Annotated in this window: 22 protein-coding genes, 1 tRNA gene and 1 pseudogene; 12 read left to right on the top strand and 12 right to left on the bottom strand. The window is 50.5% G+C overall.

What is annotated here, in order from left to right:
- Positions 1 to 196: 196 nt before the first annotated feature.
- Positions 197 to 2,188: a DUF1800 domain-containing protein gene (locus tag GS398_RS10370; RefSeq protein ID WP_160906685.1), complete on the bottom strand. Its 1,992-nt coding sequence runs from the start codon at positions 2,186 to 2,188 to the stop codon at positions 197 to 199.
- Between the two features lie 105 nt (positions 2,189 to 2,293).
- Between GS398_RS10370 and GS398_RS10365 the strand changes: the two genes are divergently transcribed.
- Together GS398_RS10365 and GS398_RS10360 are read left to right on the top strand one after the other, a co-directional pair.
- Complete coding sequence (locus GS398_RS10365; RefSeq protein ID WP_160906684.1) at positions 2,294 to 3,013, top strand: proteasome-type protease; 720 nt, start codon at positions 2,294 to 2,296, stop codon at positions 3,011 to 3,013.
- 20 nt (positions 3,014 to 3,033) lie between these two features.
- On the top strand, positions 3,034 to 3,876 hold the full coding sequence (locus GS398_RS10360; protein ID WP_160906683.1) for a transglutaminase-like domain-containing protein: 843 nt from the start codon (positions 3,034 to 3,036) through the stop codon (positions 3,874 to 3,876).
- Positions 3,877 to 3,880: 4 nt separating this feature from the next.
- Here GS398_RS10360 and GS398_RS10355 read toward each other — a convergent pair whose 3' ends face one another.
- Entirely contained in the window at positions 3,881 to 4,609 is a 729-nt protein-coding gene (locus GS398_RS10355; RefSeq protein ID WP_160906682.1) for an acyl-CoA desaturase, read from the bottom strand.
- A gap of 216 nt (positions 4,610 to 4,825) precedes the next feature.
- Between GS398_RS10355 and GS398_RS10350 the strand changes: the two genes are divergently transcribed.
- Together GS398_RS10350 and GS398_RS10345 are read left to right on the top strand one after the other, a co-directional pair.
- Entirely contained in the window at positions 4,826 to 5,860 is a 1,035-nt protein-coding gene (locus tag GS398_RS10350) for a glycosyltransferase family protein (protein ID WP_160906681.1), read from the top strand.
- A 6-nt stretch (positions 5,861 to 5,866) separates the two neighbouring features.
- Positions 5,867 to 7,219: a GH1 family beta-glucosidase gene (locus GS398_RS10345; protein WP_369410252.1), complete on the top strand. Its 1,353-nt coding sequence runs from the start codon at positions 5,867 to 5,869 to the stop codon at positions 7,217 to 7,219.
- Here GS398_RS10345 and GS398_RS10340 read toward each other — a convergent pair.
- A complete protein-coding gene (locus GS398_RS10340; protein ID WP_160906680.1) occupies positions 7,216 to 8,067 on the bottom strand; it encodes a UDP-2,3-diacylglucosamine diphosphatase in 852 nt (283 codons plus the stop codon). The two genes, GS398_RS10345 and GS398_RS10340, sit on opposite strands and share 4 nt — an antisense overlap.
- Before the next feature lie 164 nt (positions 8,068 to 8,231).
- Between GS398_RS10340 and GS398_RS10335 the strand changes: the two genes are divergently transcribed.
- From GS398_RS10335 to GS398_RS10325, 3 genes are all read left to right on the top strand, one after another.
- A complete protein-coding gene (locus GS398_RS10335) occupies positions 8,232 to 10,007 on the top strand; it encodes a tetratricopeptide repeat protein (protein ID WP_160906679.1) in 1,776 nt (591 codons plus the stop codon).
- A 356-nt stretch (positions 10,008 to 10,363) separates the two neighbouring features.
- Positions 10,364 to 10,555: a hypothetical protein gene (locus GS398_RS10330; protein ID WP_160906678.1), complete on the top strand. Its 192-nt coding sequence runs from the start codon at positions 10,364 to 10,366 to the stop codon at positions 10,553 to 10,555.
- Positions 10,556 to 10,599: 44 nt separating this feature from the next.
- Positions 10,600 to 11,043, top strand: a complete 444-nt coding sequence (locus GS398_RS10325) for a nuclear transport factor 2 family protein (protein WP_160906677.1) — start codon at positions 10,600 to 10,602, stop codon at positions 11,041 to 11,043.
- Here the strand turns inward: GS398_RS10325 and GS398_RS10320 are convergent.
- Genes GS398_RS10320 through GS398_RS10310 form a run of 3 tightly spaced genes read right to left on the bottom strand, consistent with a single transcriptional unit; the run spans position 11,033 to position 14,109 of the window.
- Positions 11,033 to 11,596 (bottom strand): C40 family peptidase, encoded by a 564-nt coding sequence (locus GS398_RS10320; RefSeq protein WP_160906676.1) that lies wholly within the window; start codon positions 11,594 to 11,596, stop codon positions 11,033 to 11,035. The two genes, GS398_RS10325 and GS398_RS10320, sit on opposite strands and share 11 nt — an antisense overlap.
- Before the next feature lie 28 nt (positions 11,597 to 11,624).
- Positions 11,625 to 12,143, bottom strand: coding sequence for an ExbD/TolR family protein (locus tag GS398_RS10315; protein ID WP_160906675.1), 519 nt, complete (start codon positions 12,141 to 12,143; stop codon positions 11,625 to 11,627).
- A gap of 49 nt (positions 12,144 to 12,192) precedes the next feature.
- Positions 12,193 to 14,109, bottom strand: coding sequence for an ABC-F family ATP-binding cassette domain-containing protein (locus tag GS398_RS10310; RefSeq protein ID WP_160906674.1), 1,917 nt, complete (start codon positions 14,107 to 14,109; stop codon positions 12,193 to 12,195).
- 143 nt (positions 14,110 to 14,252) lie between these two features.
- Between GS398_RS10310 and GS398_RS10305 the strand changes: the two genes are divergently transcribed.
- Positions 14,253 to 15,290 carry a quinone-dependent dihydroorotate dehydrogenase gene (locus tag GS398_RS10305; protein ID WP_160906673.1) on the top strand — a complete coding sequence of 346 codons (1,038 nt, stop codon included), beginning with the start codon at positions 14,253 to 14,255 and terminating at the stop codon, positions 15,288 to 15,290.
- A 29-nt stretch (positions 15,291 to 15,319) separates the two neighbouring features.
- Here GS398_RS10305 and GS398_RS10300 read toward each other — a convergent pair whose 3' ends face one another.
- Positions 15,320 to 16,804: a S41 family peptidase gene (locus GS398_RS10300; protein ID WP_160906672.1), complete on the bottom strand. Its 1,485-nt coding sequence runs from the start codon at positions 16,802 to 16,804 to the stop codon at positions 15,320 to 15,322.
- Between the two features lie 163 nt (positions 16,805 to 16,967).
- On the opposite strand from GS398_RS10300, the gene GS398_RS10295 reads away from it, so the two are divergent.
- From GS398_RS10295 to GS398_RS10285, 3 genes are read left to right on the top strand one after another with little or no spacing between them, the layout of a single operon-like run.
- On the top strand, positions 16,968 to 17,519 hold the full coding sequence (locus GS398_RS10295) for an RNA polymerase sigma factor (protein WP_160906671.1): 552 nt from the start codon (positions 16,968 to 16,970) through the stop codon (positions 17,517 to 17,519).
- Between the two features lie 11 nt (positions 17,520 to 17,530).
- Complete coding sequence (locus GS398_RS22260; RefSeq protein ID WP_202406012.1) at positions 17,531 to 17,926, top strand: hypothetical protein; 396 nt, start codon at positions 17,531 to 17,533, stop codon at positions 17,924 to 17,926.
- 10 nt (positions 17,927 to 17,936) lie between these two features.
- Complete coding sequence (locus GS398_RS10285; RefSeq protein WP_160906670.1) at positions 17,937 to 18,149, top strand: hypothetical protein; 213 nt, start codon at positions 17,937 to 17,939, stop codon at positions 18,147 to 18,149.
- A 525-nt stretch (positions 18,150 to 18,674) separates the two neighbouring features.
- On the opposite strand, the gene GS398_RS10280 is transcribed toward GS398_RS10285, so the two are convergent.
- The 4 genes and pseudogenes from GS398_RS10280 to GS398_RS22935 all read right to left on the bottom strand — a co-directional run.
- Positions 18,675 to 18,848, bottom strand: coding sequence for a spore protein (locus GS398_RS10280; protein WP_160906669.1), 174 nt, complete (start codon positions 18,846 to 18,848; stop codon positions 18,675 to 18,677).
- A gap of 28 nt (positions 18,849 to 18,876) precedes the next feature.
- A tRNA-Cys gene (locus GS398_RS10275) sits at positions 18,877 to 18,947 on the bottom strand.
- Between the two features lie 86 nt (positions 18,948 to 19,033).
- Complete coding sequence (locus GS398_RS10270) at positions 19,034 to 19,561, bottom strand: RNA methyltransferase (RefSeq protein ID WP_369410251.1); 528 nt, start codon at positions 19,559 to 19,561, stop codon at positions 19,034 to 19,036.
- A gap of 3 nt (positions 19,562 to 19,564) precedes the next feature.
- Positions 19,565 to 19,810, bottom strand: a pseudogene (locus tag GS398_RS22935) (RNA methyltransferase); the annotation flags it as partial.
- On the opposite strand from GS398_RS22935, the gene tamL reads away from it, so the two are divergent.
- Entirely contained in the window at positions 19,801 to 22,164 is a 2,364-nt protein-coding gene (gene tamL / locus GS398_RS10265) for a translocation and assembly module lipoprotein TamL (RefSeq protein ID WP_160906667.1), read from the top strand. The pseudogene GS398_RS22935 and the gene tamL sit on opposite strands and share 10 nt — an antisense overlap.
- Here tamL and GS398_RS10260 read toward each other — a convergent pair.
- Complete coding sequence (locus GS398_RS10260; protein WP_160906666.1) at positions 22,161 to 22,700, bottom strand: hypothetical protein; 540 nt, start codon at positions 22,698 to 22,700, stop codon at positions 22,161 to 22,163. The genes tamL and GS398_RS10260 overlap by 4 nt on opposite strands.
- Positions 22,701 to 22,778: the final 78 nt, after the last annotated feature.

Genomic DNA, 22,778 nt, shown 5'->3' with positions numbered 1-22,778 from the left:
CAGCGGTCAGCAGTCAGCTTTCAGCCGGATTTGAGTGTAAATGAAGTTTATTTTTTTGTAACATATTTTCCGGCCTCGCGCCGAATCCTAGCTGATAGCTGATAGCTGATAGCTGATAGCTGATAGCTGATAGCTGATAGCTGATAGCTGATAGCTGATAGCTGATAGCTGATAGCTGATAGCTGATAGCTGATAGCTACTTCCTCTGGAACTCCGGTGACCCGATAATGATCCCAATCACCTGGGCCAGCATGGTATTCGTTCCCGGTGCGTAGGAAGAGGTATTATTTCCAGTGTTCTTGGCGTTCTTCTTCAACGGCTGTTCGACGGTTTTTTTCGCGGGAGCTGACGCCATCAACGGTTCTTCGGTCATCGTGGCGGCGCCGGGTTGTGCGGGCGGAGCGGTTTTCCCCGCTGCGGCGTCGATCTTCTTTTCCAGGTTAGGGTCGTTCAGCATTGGGGTGAGGCGCTTAACGGTCGCTTCGATATCGCGTTCGGGCATTACCAGCTTGCTGTAAGTAACCAGGGCGGCGACGGCGCTTTCCGGCTCATGGTGATCGTTGAGCGCAGCAAGGTCGATGGTTACGCCCGGGATCCGCTGGGAGGCGAGGGCCAGGCCGAAGTTCATACGGTTTAATAACGAGCCGGTATTGATCCAGTAGTGCCCCTTATCAGGGAACCCGGTTGGTGCCTGGTAATAATACATCTTCTGACCCATCTTAGCGATCCAGGTGTAGAGTTGGTAGGGTTGCCTGATATCGGCATTCAGCGCCCTGGCCGAACTCATGGCCAATTCAAATGGCGACTTGGTTTTTTCGCGCAGCGCCTCTTTGCTCCAGAATTCCGGGGAGGATACCATCGTATAGATCACTTCGCGGATATCGCCATCCTTGTCGGTAAAAGTTTTTGCCATTCTATCCACCAGGCTTTGCGGCGGGTTATCGCTTACAAAGCGGATAGCGATTTTTTTCGAGATAAATTTAGCCGTGGAGGGGTGGCGAGCCAGCATATTCAGCAGCGCTTCACCTTCTTCCATCCCGCCATTGGCGGGGAAGTTTTTGCCGAGAACAGTCTTCTCATTTGGGTCGTGGCGATTGGCGGCAAACAGGAAATCACCTTCGGTAACTCCTCCCTGCCGTTGTTGCCTGTTCAAACCGGCGTTGGCCATTGCTTTTTGTACCGCGGGATTAACGTAACCGGTAATTGCCGGGTTAACCGTCCAGCCGGTGAGTACACGTGCAGCCTGGGTAACATCTTCCTGGGTATAACCGCCATCAACGCCCAGGGTGTGCAGCTCCATCACCTCGCGGGCATAATTCTCATTTAAGCCCTGTGCTTTTTTTGCCTGCTGAAGCCGTTGCGCGACCGGGTTGTTCATGGTATCCATCCTGCCGCCCTGTGCCATGATCCGTTGTTCCACCCGCTTACGGAGCTGCGCCGCACGCGGATCGGGAGTACGCGCATTCGCGCCGGAACTGCTGAAGTTATCCAGGTAATAGAGCATGGCGGGCGATTTCGCGGTAGCCATCAACAAGGCGTTAAACCTGCCGAATACGTTCGGACGGATCACTTCACGCTCGTAGGCCGGCACATAGGTGGCGCAATCGTTCTTGGTAAGCGAAACATTAAAGTGGTTGAACCAGAAATCCGTCATGATTTCGCGAAACTGGTTATTGGAATAAGCCGCACGAAGGATCTTCTGGTTAAAGAACTGGCGGAAAAGCTCCTGCTGCGGTTTCATGCCCTTGCTGTCCATCAGTTGTTTTAGCTGGGCGCGGTATTCGGATTTGTCGCTTTTATTGACGGAATCCTTGCTGATGATACCCTCCTTTACTCCTATACGGATGATCTGTCCTGGTTTGGGATACGTTTGTGCGACCTGTTCATTGCTGAGATCGATCGCATCGTAAATTTCCAGGCGCTGGTTCAACGCATCGTCAGGCATCTTGCCGTCGAGCTGTTCCCTGAGCCAGTTTTCGGGCCCCATCTCGGCAACTGCGGCTACCTGGCCCGGCGTTGGACCGTAGCTGAAACGGCTAAGTAAATGTGCCGCAGCCTGTTTATCGGTAAGTCCCGCCTTTTTATAGGGCAGGGTAAAAGGCGCTTTATCATCGCTTAGCGACGAAAAAAAGAACCCGGTGAATATAAACGCCAGGAGTACAGGGAGGGGTCTCGTTGCTTTTCTCATAACCGGTTGTTGCGTTGTTTGGAGGTGTGACTATTAAAGTGACAAGAGGTTTAACAGCAACCACTTTTTTTGGTATTTTGCCCATTCAAACACGCATCGATCAACATGACTTATTGCCTCGGAATTAAAGTGAAAGAGGGACTCGTGGCTATAGCCGATACCCGGATCACTTCCGGCACCGATACCACCGTTAAAAAGAAGATCTTTACTGAACAAAAAGAGGGTTATTCTCTTTTTATCATGACCAGCGGCCTGAGGTCCGTCCGTGATAAGGCGATCGTGTACTTTAAGGAACTGGTGGAACGCGAGGAGTACAATAAACTGTACAAAGCGGTAAACGCCTTTGGCGAACAGGTACGCAGGGTGGCCGAGGAGGATAAAACCTCCCTGGAAAAATCTGGATTTAAGTTCGATCTCAACACGATCATTGGCGGACAACTGAAGGACGATGAGGAGCATAAGCTTTTCCTGTTGTACCCAGAAGGAAACTGGGTGGAGCTGGGGCAGGGCGCACCCTTCGTGATCATTGGCAACTCAGGACATGGAAAAGCGATCCTGAACCGGGTGATCGACGAAGGTTCAGACCTGAAGCTGGCGCTTAAGGCGGGTTTTCTTTCTTTCGACTCCACCCGGGTGAGCTCCAATAACGTAGATTTTCCCATCGATGTGGTATTATACCGGAAGGGTAGTTTTTGCATCGCCGAACACCGGTACGAGAAAAAGGACCTCGAAAGCGTATCGGATCAATGGGCAAAAGAGCTGCTTACCGCCTTGCAGAATATCCCGGATAAATGGATGGACCCGGCATTTAAGAAACTTACGTAACACAATAAATATCCTGTACTATGAAATTCGAGATCGCTGCAGACATGGAATACGGCGTAACGGGCAAGGGCACGATCATTTTAAACATCCACGCGCTGCGATCGCCCAACCAGGCGGTGCTGTTCGAGACTTTTTCCGTTGAGCCCTACGTAAGAACGGAAGAGCTCACTTCTGCTCACGGCGAAAACCGGTTTATCCGCCTCGATATTCCTAAGAAAGCGGATCTGAGGATCTCGTATAAGGCCACCGTAGATACGTCGCACAAGATCACCGATCACCGGAAACAAAAACCGGTTCCGGTGGCGCGGTTGGAGCCCTCGGTTTTTCCATACCTGTATCCTAGCCGGTATTGCCAGTCGGATAAACTGTACAGGCTGGCTAACAATAAGTTCGGGCATATCCGCAACCCCTATGTGCAGGTGGTTAAGCTTACCGAGTGGATCCACCGTAACGTAGAATACCTGAGCGGCTCTACCAATTCACAAACCTCCGCTTACGATACGGTAACGGAGCAAGCCGGTGTATGCCGTGATTTTGCACACCTGGGTATTGCGCTTTGCCGGGCGCTTTCTATCCCGGCGAGGTATTTTACGGGGTATTCTTATAAGCTGGTACCGCAGGACTTTCATGCCTGTTTCGAAGCTTACCTGGGTGGAGACTGGGTATTATTTGACGCCACGAAGCTTGCTCCCCTTAACGGGATGGTTAAGATCGCTACCGGACGTGACGCCGCCGATACTGCGATTGCCAACATATTCGGCAATATCACAGGTGGTTATATCCAGGTTTCGTGTAACGCGATAGACGGGTTCGTGCCGCACAATTATATACCATCAGAGATGAAAGGGGTAAGTTACCTGTAGGCTACTATACTTTTCTCAGCCTGATGATCCTCAGCGCATGCATCGCCTTGATGATCGGGTAAGAAGGGTCGAGCTCAAACCATCGTTTCGCAAAGTTTACGTCGTTCGGTTTTTTGTGGTGGTTATTCTGGAAAAGCTCACCCAGCATCAGGAAATCGAGGGGAAGGGTGTTCTTGCTATGGTCGTGGTTGTCGTAGTTGGAATACCCGTACTTATGACCGCACCAGTTAACGATGGCGCCATGGATAGGCCCCATCAGGAAGTGGACAGGAAGCAGCAGGTACATCCACCAGTACTCGGCGAAATACACATAAAAAGTAATGTAAAAAGCGATAAAGCAGGCACGGGTGATCCAGAGGTCGCCAAAACGGTCCACGAATGACCAGGTAGGGTACCTGTCTATGAACTGCTCCTCGGGCTCGATCTTATAACGAAGGTAATCCAGGTAAATGTTCTTGGTTTTGATCATCAATCCCCATACGTCTTTAATGAAGTGGGGGGAATGCGGGTCTTTCTCTGTATCGCTGTACGCGTGATGCATGCGGTGCATAATGGCATAAGCCCGGGGGTTCAGGAAAGATGAACCTTGCGAAAAGAAGGTCATAAAGTAAAAGACCTTTTCCCAAAACTGGTTCATCTTAAACATTTTATGAGATGCATAGCGATGCAGGAAAAATGTTTGAAAGAATAAGGAGAGGAACCAATGGGCGAGAAAGAAAGCTAGAATGATCATAAAAATGAGTAATCGGCCGGCATTAAATTATGTTTACTTACGGCCGGTAGTTTAAAACGCGAAGATAACATTTTTTGGGTAATAGCCCGCGCCCTGTCCGGCTGTTTTGCGGCTAAAACACAGCACCTCATCAGCTTATGACCTGTTAACAATATCTTAATATCAAAACCTTACCTTTACCATACTGTTTGCAATGAGTAAACTTCGTCGGCGCTTATGAGGATCCTTTATGCTATCCAGGGTACCGGGAACGGTCATCTCGGTCGTTCCATGGACGTAGTACCCTGCCTGCGGCAACATGGCCAGGTGGACGTATTGGTAAGCGGGATCCAGGGCGACCTCGTGCTGCCATTCCCCGTTAAATATAAACTAAGAGGACTGAGCTTCATTTTCGGAAAAAAGGGTGGCGTCGACCTGTGGAAAACTATTGCCAAAGCCAGTTTCAGAAAATTCATTAAGGGTGTAAACACTTTGCCGGTAGCGGATTACGACCTGGTGATCAACGACTTCGAACCCGTTTCGGCATGGGCGTGTTATGCTAAGAATAAGCCTTGTATCGCCTTGAGCCACCAGGCCGCGGTGCTGGCGCCGGAATCCCCGCGCGCGGAACATACCGACATGATCGGGAAGATGATCCTGAACAACTACGCGCCTTCCAGCAGCCAGTATGGTTTTCACTTTGCGGCTTATAACGAGTCGATCTTTACGCCCGTGATCCGGAGCCAGGTAAGAACGCAGGAACTGAAGAATAAGGGACATATTTCTGTGTACCTGCCGGCATACGATGACGATCAACTGGTGAAACGGCTTTCGGAGTTCCCGGACGTAGAGTGGGACGTTTTTTCCAAGCATAACAGGAAAACTTCGCGTATCAGGAACGTAAGCCTGCAGCCGGTAAACAACGCGAAGTTTATCGAAAGCATGGCCGCCTCCGCGGGCGTACTGTGCGGGGCGGGGTTCGAAACACCCGCAGAAGCGCTTTTTATGGGCAAAAAACTGATGGTAGTGCCTATGAAAGGCCAGTATGAGCAGCACCTGAACGCCGCCGCACTCAAAACAATGGGCGTGCCTGTAATCAATAACCTGAAGCCCAGGCACGAAGAGGTGATCTCTGCATGGCTCGGCAACGACACCATTATCCCGGTTAATTACCCGGACATGACCAGCGGCATCGTTGAAAAGATCGTAGCCAGGCACACGGCCGATCCGTTCGCCGAATGGGATTCTTACAATTATTTAAAGCAATCGTAGCGGGCTGTGGGGGGAGAGGAACAATTGCAGGCATCATCATTCGGGGAAAAGTTTTCATGGGGTGTTTCATCGGCGGCCTGCCAGACCGAGGGCGCTTACCTTGACGATGGTAAAGGCCCCTCTATCTGGGACACCTTTACCGACCGGAAAGGGAAGATCTGCAACAACGATCACGCCCGGGTAGCCTGTAATTTTTATCATTTGTACCCGGAAGATCTTTCGATCATCCGGCAGCTGAATATTCCCAACTTCCGGTTCTCACTGGCCTGGTCGCGCATCATTCCCGGGGGTACCGGTGCGGTTAATCCCATGGGGCTCGACTATTACGACCGGTTGATCGACAACTGCCTGGAAAAAGGGATCGATCCGTGGGTAACCCTTTATCACTGGGACCTGCCGCAAGCGCTCGAGCTGAAGGGCGGATGGACCAACCGGGACGTTGTTTCGTGGTTTAGCGACTATGTATCGGTTTGTGCCAAACGTTTCGGCGACCGGGTTGGTCATTGGATGGTGATGAACGAGCCGATGGTATTTACCGGTGCCGGGTATTTCCTGGGTGTGCACGCCCCCGGCCGGCGGGGGGTGCGTAACTTTTTTCCGGCGGTACATCACTCGGTACTGGCTATGGCCGAAGGCGCACGCATACTTAAGTCGGCCTGCCCGGATGCGGAAGTAGGAAGCACCTTTTCCTGCTCGATGATCGAGCCTCAAACGACCAGTAGATGGGACACGGCCGCCGCCAACCGCGTAGATGCCCTGTTGAACCGGCTATTTATCGAGCCTGCCCTTGGAATGGGATATCCTGTTAAAGACGTGCCGGTGTTGCGGAAGCTCGAAAAATACATGCTTCCCGGCGACGATCAAAAGATGATTGCCAATCTCGACTTTGCGGGTGTGCAGAACTATACCCGCGAAATTGTGAGCTTCAGCTTGTTTACGCCTTACGTACACGCGCGGCTGGTGGACGCAAAAAGGCGCACAAAAGACATTACTGAGATGAACTGGGAAGTGTACCCGCCGTCGATTTACCACATGCTGAAGAAGTTTGATGCCTACCCCGGCATTCCCAAACTTTACGTTACCGAAAATGGCGCCGCCTTTAAAGACGTGGAGACTGCCGGCAGGGTACACGACGAAAGGCGCATTAATTACCTTAAAGATTACATTGCCCAGGTATTTAAAGCCAAACAGGAAGGGTGCAAAGTTGAGGGATATTTTGTGTGGACCCTAACGGATAATTTCGAATGGGCGGAGGGCTACCGCCCGAAGTTCGGAATCGTAAAAGTCGACCCGGAAACGCAGCGGCGAACCGTCAAAGATTCCGGGCGCTGGTATGGCGACTTCCTTTCGGGCCGTTAACCGATCTCCGTTTTAAACTTGCTGAGCAGGATATTTACATCCAGCATCGAATTGAGGTCTTCTTTGTCGAGCGCATCATTGTCATCGGCATTGTTCTTCGCAAAATCGCGCGGATCGTACTTGAAAATATTCCACGCACCTTCGTGGAATTCCAATGCGGTGAGGCTTTCTACCCAATCCCCGGAATTGAGGTATAGCACACTGCCTTTTTCGGTAGTGATCCCGCGCATTTCGGCCTGGTGGATGTGGCCGCAGATCACGTAGTCGTATCCTTTGTCGATGGCGAGGTCTGCAGCGGTGAGCTCAAACTCGTTGATGAATTTTACGGCGTCTTTAAATTTCGCTTTCACCCGCTTGGAAAAGCTCATTTTTTCTCGTCCCGCCAGCTTTAAGCACCAGTTTACCAAACTGTTCAGCAGGATCAGCGTGTCATAGCCCACGGCGCCAAGCTTGGCCAGCCATTTTGAATGCTGCATGGTCACGTCGAACACATCGCCGTGAAATATCCACGCTTTGCGGCCGTTCACTTCCGTCACCATTTTGTCGAGCAGGTGAAAACTTCCGATGCTCATGTCGGAGAATTTTCGCAGCATCTCGTCGTGGTTTCCCGTGAGGTAATAAACAGGGGTGCCTTCGGTTACCAGCTTCATGATCCTGCGCAGCACCTTCATGTGGGTTTCGGGCCAATAGGATTTGCTGAATTGCCAGATATCGATAATGTCGCCGTTAAGCACCAGCTTGCCCGGAGAAATACTTTTTAAATACTGCAGCAGCTCTTTTGCGTGGCAGCCGTAAGTGCCCAGGTGCACGTCGGAAAGGATTACGAGATCCACTGCTCTTTTGGCCATAGTTCTGTGTTAAGTTACACGATAGGCAAATGTCGGGGTTGCACTTCAAGTGAAGATTAAGCGCATGTTAACAAATAGGCGGGGGCAGGTGTTGTTGAAAACTTAAGTGCAGTTTATTTTCCCGTTGGCTTAAATTTGAGCTCACACAAAATTACCGCCAGGCAATGGTCATCTACAAATTTACTTCCTGGTATCCCCATGGGGTAATGTGGACGTTGTGTTTCGTTATGTTGCCGGCGCTGTCAAAGCCGGCGAAGGTGTTTACAGCTGCCGCGACGGTAGGAGAGATCAGGCGCCTGCCGGAACCCGACCGTATCAAAAGGGCGGTAGCGATTTATAAAGAGCGGTTCAGGAAAGCGGATGAGGCGACAACGGAAAGGGCAATGGATGAACTGTTAAAGATCGCCGCCGAGATCACCGACAAGAAGCTGGAATGTGCGGTGTATGAATTGTGGGCAGATTACTACTCGGTGAACCGCGGATTTAACCAGCGGAGCGACGAGCTATATGAACAAGCGATCCGGTTAGCTCAAACCTACCGCCTTCCCTACGAAACCGGCCTATACCTGTATAAAAAGGGCATGTATTATGCCACTTACAAGAAGAACACCGAAGCTTGCCTGTACTTCCTGAGGTCGCGGGAGCAGTTAAGCGCGATCGGCTTTGCACGGGTTCCCGATTGTGGGTTGCTTTTGGGCAATGTCGCTTCCTTCTACTACACGCTCGGCGATTACGAGAATGCGCGCACCCTGCTGCTTGAGGCGCTCCGGTACCAGGTGACAGCTCCCCGAGACCTGGTTAATTTCACCAACACGCTTGGGTTGATCTATCGCAATTGCGGCCATTACGACAAAGCGATGGTCCAGTTTAATAAAGCCGTGCAGCTGGCCGGGAAAAGCAACGACAGCGTTTGGGTGACCATTGCCAAGGGAAATATAGGCTCGGTGTATTTTTACCAGAAGGATTATGCGCGGGCGCTGCCTTACCTGGAGCTGGATTACAAAGCGTCGGCAGCCTACGGCGATAAGGTGAACGCGGCAGCGGCGATGCTGCGAATGGCGAGGATCAGCTTTGAGGAGGGACGTTCAGGTGAGGCGGCGGCACGGCTAGGTATCGCCGAGGAGCTGATTCGGAATTACCCCGGGCAGCTGCAGCTTTGGATCAGGCTGCATGAAATGCGATCGGAGATCTACCAGCAGCAAAAAGATTTCGGCAGAGCACTCATCGAGTTGAAAAAAACACAGGCAGCCAAAGACACTCTCGCCGCACATAACAATATCGAGGCGGTAGAGCGGGTCCGGCTGAAGTGGAAGACTACCAACTACCTGTCTACGTTAAATAAACTGGAAACCCGCGCGGAGATTGAAAAAGTAAGACGAAACGGCATGCTCATCGTAATGGCCTTGCTGCTGGTGATCTTCTTCCTGATCTATAACCGCGCAAGGCTGAAATCCGCAAAAGACCACCAGCTGCTGGAGCTTGAAAAGCGCAGGCTTGACGCCGAGCTGGCCAGCACCAGTTCTTTACTGCAGCAATACATAGAGAACCTGCTGCAGAAAAATCTCATGATCGAGAACATCAGGAATGAGCGTGCACATCTGCAGGTGCTTCCGGATAGTCCCGAAAAAACGGAAGAACTGGTGAACCTGGAAAAACTGATGCAGGCCACCATCATCACAGACGAGAAATGGACGGAGTTTAAGCGCCTGTTCATGAAAGTACACCAGGGTTTTTTTACCGAACTCAGGAAAAAATACACCAATCTCACCGAAACGGATCTCCGGATAATCACCCTGATCAGGCTCCGGCTGGGTAACCGCGAAATGGCGAACATGCTGGGGATCACTATTGATGGCGTAAAAAAATCAAAGCAACGTTTGAGGAAAAAAATGGGTTTAAGTGAAGAACCCAGCCTGGAGAAGACAATAGAGTCTATTTAAGGCTTGTAACGTTTTTGTCCCCTATTTGTCCACCCCTTACAGTAGGCGCCAAGCACCTGCTATTTGTATCTTAGGCAAATATTCAACCTTAATGTTGTAATAATGGCACAAAAAGTTAAGATAAAGTGCAGAAAGTGTAATCAAGGCTATCTCAGTTCCCGGGTGAGGAGGGCTTCGCTGGTCAAGATTTTCCTCTTTTGGCTGCCTATTAAACGGTTTGAATGTAACCGGTGCAATGAGAAAAGTTACGTTTGGCTTAAAGGCGAACCGAAGTTATCGGTATCGGAAAGTAAGTAACAAGAACTTGTGGCAGGGAAATTAGTTGTAGTGAGTGAACAGCATTAACAACACGACCCATGCCATCAGCCTTCTTTACCCTAATGATCGACAACGAGATCGTTACTTTTGAAAAGAGCCGGATCATAGCCATTGAGCCCGCATACCAGGGTACCCGGATCGTTCTCGAGGCCTCTCATACCGAAGAAGAGCCGATCATTTATTTAACTCCCGAAAGTTACGAGGATGTGATGCGGTCATATTCTTCCTGAATCTGGCCGATTTTTTCTACTTTAGCCGGAAGCCAATTAATCCAATGAAAAGACTATTTTATTTTGTCCTGCTTTTTCTCGCGTTCCAGGTTGCCGCCCGGGCACAGTCGAAGAATGAAAAAGAGGTGACTGCCGCAGTCCAGGTGTTGTCGAAGGCAATGCTTGACGGTAACCGCGCCCAGCTGGAAGCCAGCGCTTCAGATAATTTAACTTACGGCCACTCCAGCGGAAAGATGGAAGATAAAGCCGCTTTTGTGGAGAGCCTTGCCAGCGGAAAATCCGACTTCGTGACGCTTGACCTTACCGAACAAACCGTGAAAGTGGTCGGGAGTACCGCGCTGGTACGCCACAAGCTAAATGCCAGGACTAACGATAACGGCGTTGCCGGAACTACAAGTCTCGGTGTGCTGCAGGTATGGCAAAAGGAAAAAGGCACATGGAAACTTATTGCCAGGCAGGCGTTTAAGCTGGCAGCGCCTACTCCTTAAATATACGGATCACTTTCACAAACCTCCCCATGTAATAGGGGTTAAGCGTGGTTTCGGTAACCCCGTACGCTTTGCCGGAAGTGGAGTGCACAAATACCGTGCTGTCGCCCGAACGGGTGATGATACCCATATGTCCTACCGTTCTGATGGTGCTGTCTGTTCCTGTGAACAGGATCAGGTCGCCGGGTTTTGCTAAACGAAGCTCGGTAGGCTTTCCCTGTTGGGTAAAATCCACCGAGCTTCGCGGAACGCTGATGCCAAAATGGTTGAAAACGTAGGTGATGAAACCGGAACAGTCAAACCCTGAAGCCGGGTCAGCGCTCGCGTATTTATAAGGAGTTCCTTTCAGTGTCAACGCATAGGCTACCAGTTTTCCCGGGTCGGTGGTGCCGGTATTAATTTCGCCTTCCGGGTTTATTACGCTTACCGGCTGTGTAAGCGAGTCAGTTTTCACCTGGTTGGCCGCCTCTATTTTAACGGGATATTGTTCCGGGGCGCTTCCGCAGGCAAAGAGGACAACAGGCAGTCCGCACAGTATCATGATTTTATGCATGTGCAAACTTACTAAACTGTTCGTCTCTTTAGAGACCGGCAAGCATCTTCTTTTCTGCAGGTGCGGCGTCTACGATCGCATAGCGGGATATTTTGGTGATGTTGATCTCGTCGAGCACATCCACCAGGTTTTTTACCTTACTTTTTTCGCCGGGTTTAATGAGTACGATCATGTCCTTCCCGGTCGACTGCCGGATGGCTGCGCCCTGGCTGAGCATGATCTTGCGTAAGCCGTTGCCTGAATACCTGGTGTGCTGAAGCGGGGTATGATTTTCCGGCGATCCCACGTACCACGCAACCCGGTCATTGTTTCCCATAAAAATATTCAATGTTCTTTTTTCAGGAACCGGCCTATCGGGTTCAGTGTCGTCTGCCGGCATGGTCACCGCCATCGCGTTTTGTTTGGCGAGCGTGGTGGTAAGCATGAAAAAGGTGATCAGTAAAAAAGCCAGGTCGACCATCGCCGTGAGGTCAACCCTGGGTAAGGTTTTGGAAAGGGTTCTTCCGTGGGAGCCCCGCCCGGCGGAAGAGGTAGTTAGTTCAGCCATAAGATTGAGTTTTCTTATGGGATGAACTAACCGTTAGTTTTTCATAATATTATTGTTCGAGCTCCAGGATCTGTTCCGCCAGGCTTTCCCAGTCGCCCTGTACCGTTTCAAGTTCCGCTTTGGTCTTTTTGTACTGATCGTTGGCCGCGGCAAGCTTCTTCGAATCCAAATAAATTTCCTGTTTAGAAAGCTGGGTCTCCGTGTCAGCCAGCGCGGTTTTAAGGGTGCCGATCCGCTCTTCCAGCTTCAGCAGCGTTTGGTTCAGCCTCTTCAGCTCTCCGCTTTTATCGGCAGAAGGTGCAGGTTTCGGTTTCTCCGCCGGCTTTTCCTCCTTCTTTGGCGGCGTTGCGGGTTTACCGGCCTGGGCTGGACGTTTTGACTGCCACTCCTCGTATTCCGCATAGGTGCCGGGGTATTCTTTGATCTCCTGGTTTTCGATATACCAGATCTTATTGGCGATGTTATCCAGGAAGAACCGGTCGTGGGAAACTACGATGAACGTCCCGTCAAACTGTTGCAGCGACTGGATAAGGATATTCACCGATTGAATGTCAAGGTGATTGGTAGGCTCATCAAGTACCAGGAAATTGGCATCGGAGGTGAGGGCTTTCGCCAGCGCAACCCTCGATTTTTCTCCCCCGGAAAGTACCTTGATCTTTTTGAACACGTCGTCGCCGGTAAAGAGGAAACATCCCAGGATACTGCGCAGTTCCGTTTCGGTGTGTTTCGGTGCAAATGCCTGGAGCTCGCGGATGATCTCGTTTTCCAGGTGCAATGCTTCCAGCTGGTGTTGCGCAAAGAATGTTTGCGTTACGTTATGCCCGGTTTCAGACATCCCTGTGAAATCTTTATCGGCGCCGGCGATGATCCGCAGCAGCGTCGATTTTCCTTTACCGTTGGCACCGATCAGCGCGATCTTGTCGCCCTTCTCGATCACGCCTTCCGCATTGTTCAGGATGGAAAGACCGGGGTACGACTTGCTAAGATGTTCGATGCGGACCACGTGCCGCCCGGATTGCTTGCTGAATTTAAAGCTGAAATTTACGCTTGGGTTGTCGTCATCCACATCATCCACGCGTTCCATTTTATCCAGCGCCTTGATGCGCGATTGCGCCATTTTCGCCTTGCTTGCCTTTGCACGGAAACGTTCGATAAGCCTTTCTTCCTGGCGGATCCTGGCTTGCTGGTTCTTATACTGACCGCTTTGGATCTCTTCACGCAACGCTTTTTCTTCCAGGTAGAAACTGTAGTTACCGGCATACGGTGTCAGCTTTCCTTTACGGGATTCCACGATCTTCTTCACCACGCGGTCGAGGAAATACCGGTCGTGCGAAACGATCACGATCGCTCCTTCGAACGCCTGCAGGTAGGTTTCGAGCCATTTGATGGATGGAAGGTCGAGGTGGTTGGTAGGTTCGTCAAGCAGGAGGATGTCAGGAGCCTGGAGCAGGATCCTTGCCAGCATCACACGCATCCGCCATCCGCCCGAAAAGGTGGAGAGCTGCCGCGTTTGTTCTTCCTCGCTAAAGCCGAGGCCCGCGAGGATCTCGTGTGCGCGATACTCGATGCTGTACCCGTCCAAAGCCTCGAACTCGTGCTGCTTATCGCTTAGCTTATGCAGCAGGTCGTCGGAATAATCCGTTTCCAGTTTTTTGAGGATATTCTCTATCTCGGTATGCAGTTGGTTCTGGCGCTCGAAAGCCTCCATGGCCACATGCAAAATGCTCTTGTCAGACTGGTAGGAGAGCAGGTCCTGGTTCAGGTACCCGATCTTAATGTCTTTGGCCATCGAGATCGTTCCGCTGGTGGGCGAGTACTGACCTACGATGATCTTAAGTAAGGTGGTTTTCCCCGTACCATTTGCGCCGATCAGGCCGATTTTTTCTCCGGGTTTAATATGCCAGTTCGCTTCGTCGTATAATGCCCTTGCACCGATCTCGAACGTGAGGTTGTTGATTGCGATCATTTGGCGCAAAAGTACGTAATTTTTCGGTTTGACGTTCGTCGTTTTACGTTATGCGTTTTATACCGCGTGTATGGCCGGGTTATCTGCACGGGATATAAAACGCATAACTTGAAACGTAAAATGCCTAACGTATATTTGTCTCCATGTACCACCTTGTCCGCCCCCTTTTTTTTCGTTTCGAGCCTGAGAATATCCATCACTTTGTAACGTCGTTGTTAAAACGGGCGCACCGAGTGGCGCCTTTAGCGGCCGCGATGAGGCAGCTTTATACCGTTAACGAAGACCGGCTGGAGCGGGAAGTGTTCGGGTTAAAATTCAGGAACCCGGTAGGGCTGGCGGCCGGTTTCGATAAGAACGCCGAGTGGGTGACCGAATTAGGAGATCTCGGATTCGGCTTTATCGAGATCGGAACGGTTACTCCCATGCCGCAGCCCGGGAACGACCGGCCGAGGATGTTCCGTTTAAAGAAAGACAGCGCCTTGATCAACCGCATGGGTTTTAATAACCAGGGCGCCGAAGTAGCGGCGGCAAGGCTACGCAGGTTAAAGCGGCGCGGCGGCGTGCTGATCGGCGGGAACATCGGCAAGAACAAAGTGACGCCCAATGAGGAAGCGGTAAACGACTACATTAAGTGTTTCGACCTGCTGTTCGGGGTGGTGGATTATTTCGTGGTGAACGTAAGCTCACCCAATACGCCGGGGCTGCGCGAGCTCCAGGAAAAAGGCCCCCTTAAGGAGATCCTCGAAACGCTGCAGAAGCGTAATACCGCTAACGCACGTCCGAAACCCATTTTATTAAAGATAGCACCGGACCTGACCGATCCACAATTGGATGATATCATCGGGATTGTGAACGAATCGGGCATCGCAGGCGTGATCGCTACCAACACCACCCTTTCCCGGGAGCACCTCGAAACACCGGCCCCGCTAAAGCAGGAAACGGGCGGACTGAGCGGTCGGCCGCTTGCCGCGAGATCTACAGAAGTGATCCGTTATTTGTCGGAAAAATCGGGTAAGGCATTCCCGATCATCGGGGTAGGCGGAATACATTCGCCCCAGGATGCACTCGATAAACTGGAAGCCGGCGCCTCATTGGTACAGCTCTATACCGGCTTTATTTATGAAGGTCCGGGCCTTGTTAAACGGATATGCAAAGCGATCCTGGCGGGCGGCCAACGTTAAGATAACCTCATCAATAGTGAAATTGCTTGTTACTTCACATCCTTAACCGTTTTAAGCCATTCAAGGGCCTTTCTTAATGTGTCATCCCCGGTAGTTTCGATGCCCTGCACTACGAGGACGTCGGGGTTAATGGAATCCTGGTAAAGTTTACCAGAGCGGTCGGCCATTACCGTGGAGGCAAGCATGATGCGGGCGCCGTCGGCCAGCTCGAAGCTCCTGTTGCCGATGGTGAGTCCCCAGGTAGGGAGCCCGAACGATTTCGTGCAGGCATTTCCCGTAAAGGAGAGCGCCACTACCTCACCGGAGCTGCCCGTTAAGCCGCCGGTAAGTACCGCGATCGGCCTGTTTTTCGAAAGGGTTACGGGCTGCGTCACCTGCAGTACTTTTTCGCCGTTCCATCCGTAAACGCCGTTCTTATAGTACCAGTATTGTTTGGTGTTATTTACATTCACCAGGTAACCGAGTTTGTCGGCGCTAAAAAACGGGCCCAGGCCGGCGATCATCGGTCCCTGGTTTCCGCCTGTATTTTCGCGGAGATCGATCACCCAGCCACGGATGCTTTCCTTGTCGAGCATGGCGATCATCTTTTGCAGCGTATCTGCATACGTGGCGGCAAGTTTTTTATTTCCCGTATAAAATGCAGGTACCAGTAAGTAGCCGCAGCTATCCACCACTTTACCAACCGGCATCCTTACACGGGCCATGGTGTTTTCGCCGTTTTGCCACCTGGAAACTTCGGGCGCACCCATAAACAGCGAATGTTCATCGCCATAGGCGCGGAGCGAGGAAAGGAGATATTCCACTGCCAGGTAACAGTCTGCGCATGTTTTTGCGGGACCGGCGATAAGCAACGCTTTCTTTTTTAGCCCGTCGATGTCGATCATGTCTTTTACCAGCGAATGGCGCATGATGGTATCGCAGGCGGCTGACAGGTATTCCTGCGCGACGGGACTGATCTTCTTTCCCTTGATGTTGGTGATAGTTACCTTAAAGTCGTCGAATCGGGCCGTTCCCTTCCCGTAAAGGATGGCGCCGACCCTGACCCTGGCCGATCCTTCCGGGCATATTGACCTGATCCTGTACACCTTCCAGCCAGTGGTACCATGTATCCAGCTAAAGGAAGTGTGGCCCATATCTTTGTTGTTGAGCAAGCGGTCTTGAGCGTCGTAAATGCCGATGTTGAGCCCGGCTCCTTTGCCGGTCGCATTTTCGGTACGGATCCTTGCTGAAACCTCGATGATGCGGAGACCGGGTATTTTCGGCAGTGCAGCTGTTTGTTCACTGTAACCCACCGAGGTGAGGGCTTCCCCTCGGATCAGCAGTCCCGGGTTGTTCGCCTCTGCATACATTGAGCACGAGCCCCTGGTACCGTACGACAAGTCCCAATAACATAGGCCTGTTTTTGAGGAAGCGCAGCGTGACGAGAAATCGAGGTTGCGGAACTGCCCCTTTGCCGCGAAGGCCGCGGCAAGCAACGGTAGTATCAAGTATAAAATGCGCCTGGCCGCTCTCATCGTTCTCCCGGTATAAATGATGGATGAAGGTAGGCAGGATAATGATCCTGGCAATCACCCTAAGGGGGGTAATTATAAACAGCAAAAAAAAGCCGGCGGCATTGAAATGTTTTTATACATGGTTCGTCTTACCTTTAAACAACGTTATACAGTGAATGCCCTAATGCCCGCAGATAAAGAGTCCTTCATACTACACGCCATCAAATCGTATGGAAGGAACTTGTTCAGCTTTATCCGGAAACGGGTAAAAACAGAGGCTGATGCGGAAGATATTCTCCAGGATGTATGGTTCCAGTTAAGTTCGGTGGTAAACGCGGAACCGATCGAGCAAACGGGCGCCTGGCTTTACCGGGTGGCACGGAACAAGATCATCGACAAACATAAGAAGAAACGCGAGGAGCTTTTTGAGCCGGCAGATGGCGGGCAGGACGAAAATGAGCCGGATTTCCGCGAGATCTTATTTACCGACGATACTACCCCCGAAACGGAATACCTCCGCAACCTGTTCTGGGAACAGCTATTCCTGGCCCTCGAAGAACTCCCTGAAGAGCAGCGGCAGGTTTTTGTATGGCATGAGCTGGAAGATGTTCCGTTTAAAGAGATCGCTGAGATGACCGGGGAGAACACGGCAACATTGATCACGCGTAAGCGGTATGCGGTGTTGCACCTGCGAAAGCGGTTGAAACAATTGTATACGGAGATTACCCACTATTAAGTAAAAACGACATGAGACCGAGAAATTTTAATAAAAAGAAACTGTTTTTAATTCCATTTGGCATCGCCGCATGCCTGTCGCTGGTGAGCTACATCGTTATGCAGCTATGGAATCATTTGTTGCCCGATATCCTGCATGCTGGCACGATAACGTTCTGGCAGGCGATGGGGATCTTTATCCTGTGCAAGATCCTGTTCGGATTTGGCGGCCGCGGTAAATTTGGCGGCGGAAACCACTGGATGCGCGATCGCATGGCCGAGCGCTTCCGCAACATGGAACCCGGTGAACGCGAAAAATTCCGTGCGGAGATGAAGGACCGTATGTGCGGCTGGGGACGCCGGTTTTCGGGTGCTCCCGGCAGTGGGCCTGAAAAAAGCGCCTCGTCGTTTACCAATGATCAACTTTAATTGCCTGCCGATGATCCTTGTATTTAAAACCAATGTAAAAAATCGCCGCCAGGTGCAAAAAGTACAGCAGTTGCTGTTTCCGCTAAGCTCGGTAACCCGGTGGAACTTCGACCTCGAGGATTGCGACCGCGTGCTTCGCGTGATCGCTAACGACATTCCGCCCAGGTACATTGAAGAACTGCTTACTACGGCAGGGATCTATTGCAGGGAACTGGAGGATTAACGACAACAGGCAGCGATACCGATATGGCTTTTTGCCTGAGCCCGGATCAGTCCGGAAGCTGCGGAGACGATAATTATCCTTCTTCCCTGCGGGACTCCCTCCGCGAGGGAGACAGGATTTCATTACAAATAAGTAACTTGTTTTTATTAAGTTACTTCAGTAAGACCTGGATTTTATCCTCCTTCGGGGGAGGTGCCGAAGGCGGAGGAGGATAAAAACGGATCAAGCTGAATTTATAGGGAGTAGATTTGGCCGTCAGCTATCAGCATTTAGCCCGTAAGTATACCTTTATAAGATAAGTAATTGACGTTGAGCTATTCCTGGGTAGTATTCCAGGTTTGACAGTGTAATCAAAGCTGATTGCTGACAGCTAATAGCTCCCAAACTTTTAAGCCTGATCCGATAAAACATACCAGATCCCCAATTATTTCGCCTGATCCCTGATCCGTCTTCGGCAGTGCGCCGCAAATAATAAAGCCCCGATCACCAAATGACCGGGGCTTTATTTTACGTGTGAGCCCGAAATTACTTTCCTTCAATCTTCGCAAGCACTTCGTTGTTCTTGCTCAACTGGCTTTTCTTTGACTCCGCAGAACGGCTTCCTACTTCGATGTTACGTCCCAGTTTAAGGAACTGTACTTCGAGGCGTGAAACGGTTTTATTCTTCCTGTCTTTTCTTTTTAATCGTGTAACTCCCATGATATTTCTTTATATATTTTAAATCCTGAGGTCGGAAGCGGATTCGAACCGCTGTAAAAGGTTTTGCAGACCTCTGCCTAGCCACTCGGCCATCCGACCCTGTAAAGGCTGCAAAAGTAGTAAATTGCTTTTGTTTATAAACTATACCCAAGAGATTTTTTTAACTAATATCCCATTTCCGTTCCCTATTCTCCATTCTTTATTTCCCTTACGTTGCTCTCTTCCGTCTCTTCCCTTATCTTGGTACAAAATATTGCCGCCGACACCGCTACGTTCAATGACTCTGCCTGGCCGAAGCGTGGAATGGTAACCTGATGAGTAACCAGTTTTTTAACCTCATCGCTCAACCCGTTGCCCTCGTTGCCCAGCACCACGATACCTTCGCGGCCGAAGCGCGTTTGATAAATGGACGTGCCTTTAAGCAGCGCGCCATAGATAGGTATCTGTGCATCACGGAGCAGGGGCACCAGTTCGTCGTACATCACATCGATCCGTGCCAGGGACCCCATAGTGGCCTGTACCACTTTCGGGTTATAAGCCTCCACGGTGCCAGGCGAGCAGATGACCCGGTCGAAGCCAAACCAATCCGCCGTGCGGATAATGGTACCCAGGTTGCCCGGGTCCTGTATATCGTCGAGCATTAATGTGAACGTTTGCTTAAAACTTTCCGGTAAGATCTGGGTTTTTGGTGGGATGCAGAGTAATGCAATCATGTCCTGCGGTGCGGATAAAGTACTTACCTTAGCAAGCTCTGCGGGAGATATTTCCTGTACCTTTACTTTTTGTGATAAATTGAGCAATTTTGGAGCTTGTGGCGTATAATAGATGCTATCGATAACATAACCGGAATGAACAAATTCAGCCACAGTTTTGCTGCCCTCTGCAATAAAAAGGCCATGCTCCTTCCTAAACTTTTTTTGATGTAATGACTTTATAAAACTAATTTGAGGCTTTGAAAGCATATTTAAGGAGATCTTTCTATATAATTACAAGTTTAACGATTTTAACGGGTTGCAACGCCACCCGTTATTTAAACCAGGACCAGGCACTCGTAAAAAACGTGAAGCTAGAGGGCATCGATCCGCAGTATGTAGAAACGGTATACCAGTATGTGCAGAAAGATATCAGGCCTAATTCCCGTCTTAACCTGGCCCTTTACAATTTTTTTAACACACGCAATGGTAAGTACCGGACCGATAAGGTTAAAAAGATCGGGGAGGCGCCAAACCTGCTGGACAGCGCGCTTGTAGAGATCTCCCGCAAGGAAATAGAGAAATACCTGGTAACCAAGGGTTTTTTTAAGGCGAAGGTTACGGCCGACATGCAGGTGAAGAACAAACGTGCCAACATCACCTTCTCTGCGGAGCGCGGCCCGATGTTCAGGTTCAGGAACTATACCTACGTAATTGAAGATACCACCGTAAGGAGCCTGTATGCCAGGTACCGCGACTCATTTACAAAGATCCACGCGGGAAAGCGCTATGACCGCGACTCGGTGATGTACGAAATAGAAAGTATTTATGCACTGATGAAACGCCACGGTTACTATGATTACCTCCGGCAGAATGCGCATGCAGAAGTAGACAGCAATTTCTTTTCGAGCCAGGTGGATGTGAAGCTCACCATTTCAAATCCTGATAAGGAGCCGAAGCATCATGTATATACCCTCGACAGCTCGCTGGTGATCATTTCGGACAGCGACGGAGAAAAACGTGGTAACCCTGATATCTCGGTAGTAGACTCGCAGCATGTATTTACCGATTTTTCAAAGCGTTTTAACACCAAAGCGATCAGTAACTATATTTTCCTGGAAAAGGGCGACATCTACAATTCAGACAAGAATAACCTGACCAATAACCGGCTGTACGATCTTAACATCTTTAAAAACCTGAAGATCTCCTACGAGAAGATAAATGACAGCACACATCGCCTTAATCCCGTAATCGAAGCGGTGCCGCTAAAGCGGATGAGCAACCGCATAGAAGGGGAGTACACGTTCAACTCGGGCCGCAACGGGTTTAACATCGGGAATACCTATACCAACCGGAACCTGTTGGGCGGTGCAGAACAACTGGATGTGAAGCTTCGCTACGGCATCCTGTATGACTCAGGTATAGACGGGAAAGCTTTTGCCAGCATTTTTAACCGCGACCTCCAGTTGGGAGTAAACCTCACCATCCCGCGTTTGCTGGTGCCGTTCGGTATTCCGCAGAGTAACCGGAACGGTGTTCCGCACACTACGTTTTCTACCAGCCTCCAGATCTTCGACCAGCGCAACGCTTTCAGGAACCGCATCTTTATCAATTCGGTTACTTACGACTGGACGGAAACGAAATACAAGCTGCATAGCCTTACACCGATCAATTTCGAGTACCGCCGGGGCAGTCTCGATCCCGCATTCCGCCAGTCGCTCGAAGAACAGGGTTACCAGCTTTATATTCTTACCAACGACCGCAAATATGTAAGCCTTGGCTCGCAGTATTCTTTTACGCTGAACGCAGTACGCCTCAACAACTACGAAAATTTTGTGTACCTGAAAACCACTAACGACCTGGCGGGCAATTCCATCGGGTTGTTAAGCCAGGTGCTTAATCTCAGGAAACTGAATAATGGGGATCGCACCATATTTGGCGTAAGTTACCTGCAGTACGCTAAAACGGAACTGGACCTGCGCTATTACCGGTCGCTGGGCGGCGAAAAACAAATGGTGGCCAGGATCAACCCCGGGTTTGGTTATCCTTATGCCAACTCGAAGTTAGGCCTGCCTTTCGAGAAGAACTTTTATGCCGGCGGCTCCAACGGGATCCGGTCCTGGCAGGCGCGCACGCTGGGCCCGGGCCAGTACAACCGGGCTGTGATTAAGAATGACACCACTCGTCGCAACCTGCGCAACCTCGACCAGCTGGGAGAAATAAAGATTGAAGGAAACATCGAGTACCGCTTCAAAATGGTCGATAACCTGTTCGGGGCCAAATTAAAAGGTGCGGTATTTACGGACTACGGCAACGTTTGGCGCCTTCGGGAAAACGCCGCCAACCCCGGAGGAACGTTCAAATTCGATAAATTCCTTAACCAAATGGCTATTGGCGCGGGTATGGGACTAAGGTTCGACCTCGATTATTTTGTGTTCCGTTTCGATGTAGGGGCCAAATTGCGTGATCCGCAATTTGTCGACCCCGTTTACGGCGAAGACAGTCCCTGGGTGATCCGACATTTCTTCGACCAGAAAGATTTCAAAGCCCGTTATAAAGCCACTAACTCGCCCGACCCTTACCGGTTCGTGCAATATAATTTTGGGATAGGCATGCCGTTTTAGGCCACCAGCCTTTTCATCCCATCAATCACCGTCTCAAAAAATGTTCCCAGGCCCAGTCCCTGGTTGTGGTTGAAGAGGAACAGGATAATGAGCAGGATGGCGGCGATAATAATGAACCGCTTAAAAAGTATCGAGAGTATTACCAGTACCAGCGGCACGATAATGAGAAAGGCCCAGTTGATGTGGTAGGGATCGAGGTTATCGTCTTTTTTGACCACGTAATACAACCTGGAGTGGGTGCCCGAATCGTTTACATGCTTTACATACAGGAAAGTAGAACGTTCCAGCTGCTGCGGTACCACTGCTACACCGTCTTTAAAGGTAAGCTCCTGCCTGAACCCGTTCACGCTGAATATGAAGGTGCCGTTCACGGTATCTACCGGCACATCTTTCTGTGTGGCTGCAATAATGGCTATCTTGTTGTTTTTTAGCAGGTTCTCTTTAACGATGAAATTTTCGAGCCCGATTTCCCCGGCGAATACGCCGGCTGGAACCATAACAAGGGCAGTGAGGAGGATGCGGAGGGGTAATTTCATTGACCTAAGGTAATAAAAAAAGAGGGCTGGTTAAGCCCTCCTTTATTTTCCCGGACCAACCGGGTTACAGATCAGTTG

Source organism: Hufsiella ginkgonis (assembly GCF_009834915.1).
In the GTDB taxonomy this organism is placed as follows: Bacteria; Bacteroidota; Bacteroidia; order Sphingobacteriales; family Sphingobacteriaceae; genus Hufsiella; species Hufsiella ginkgonis.
Note: the sequence above shows the minus strand (reverse complement) of the source record. Positions and strands in the feature narration are given on the sequence as shown.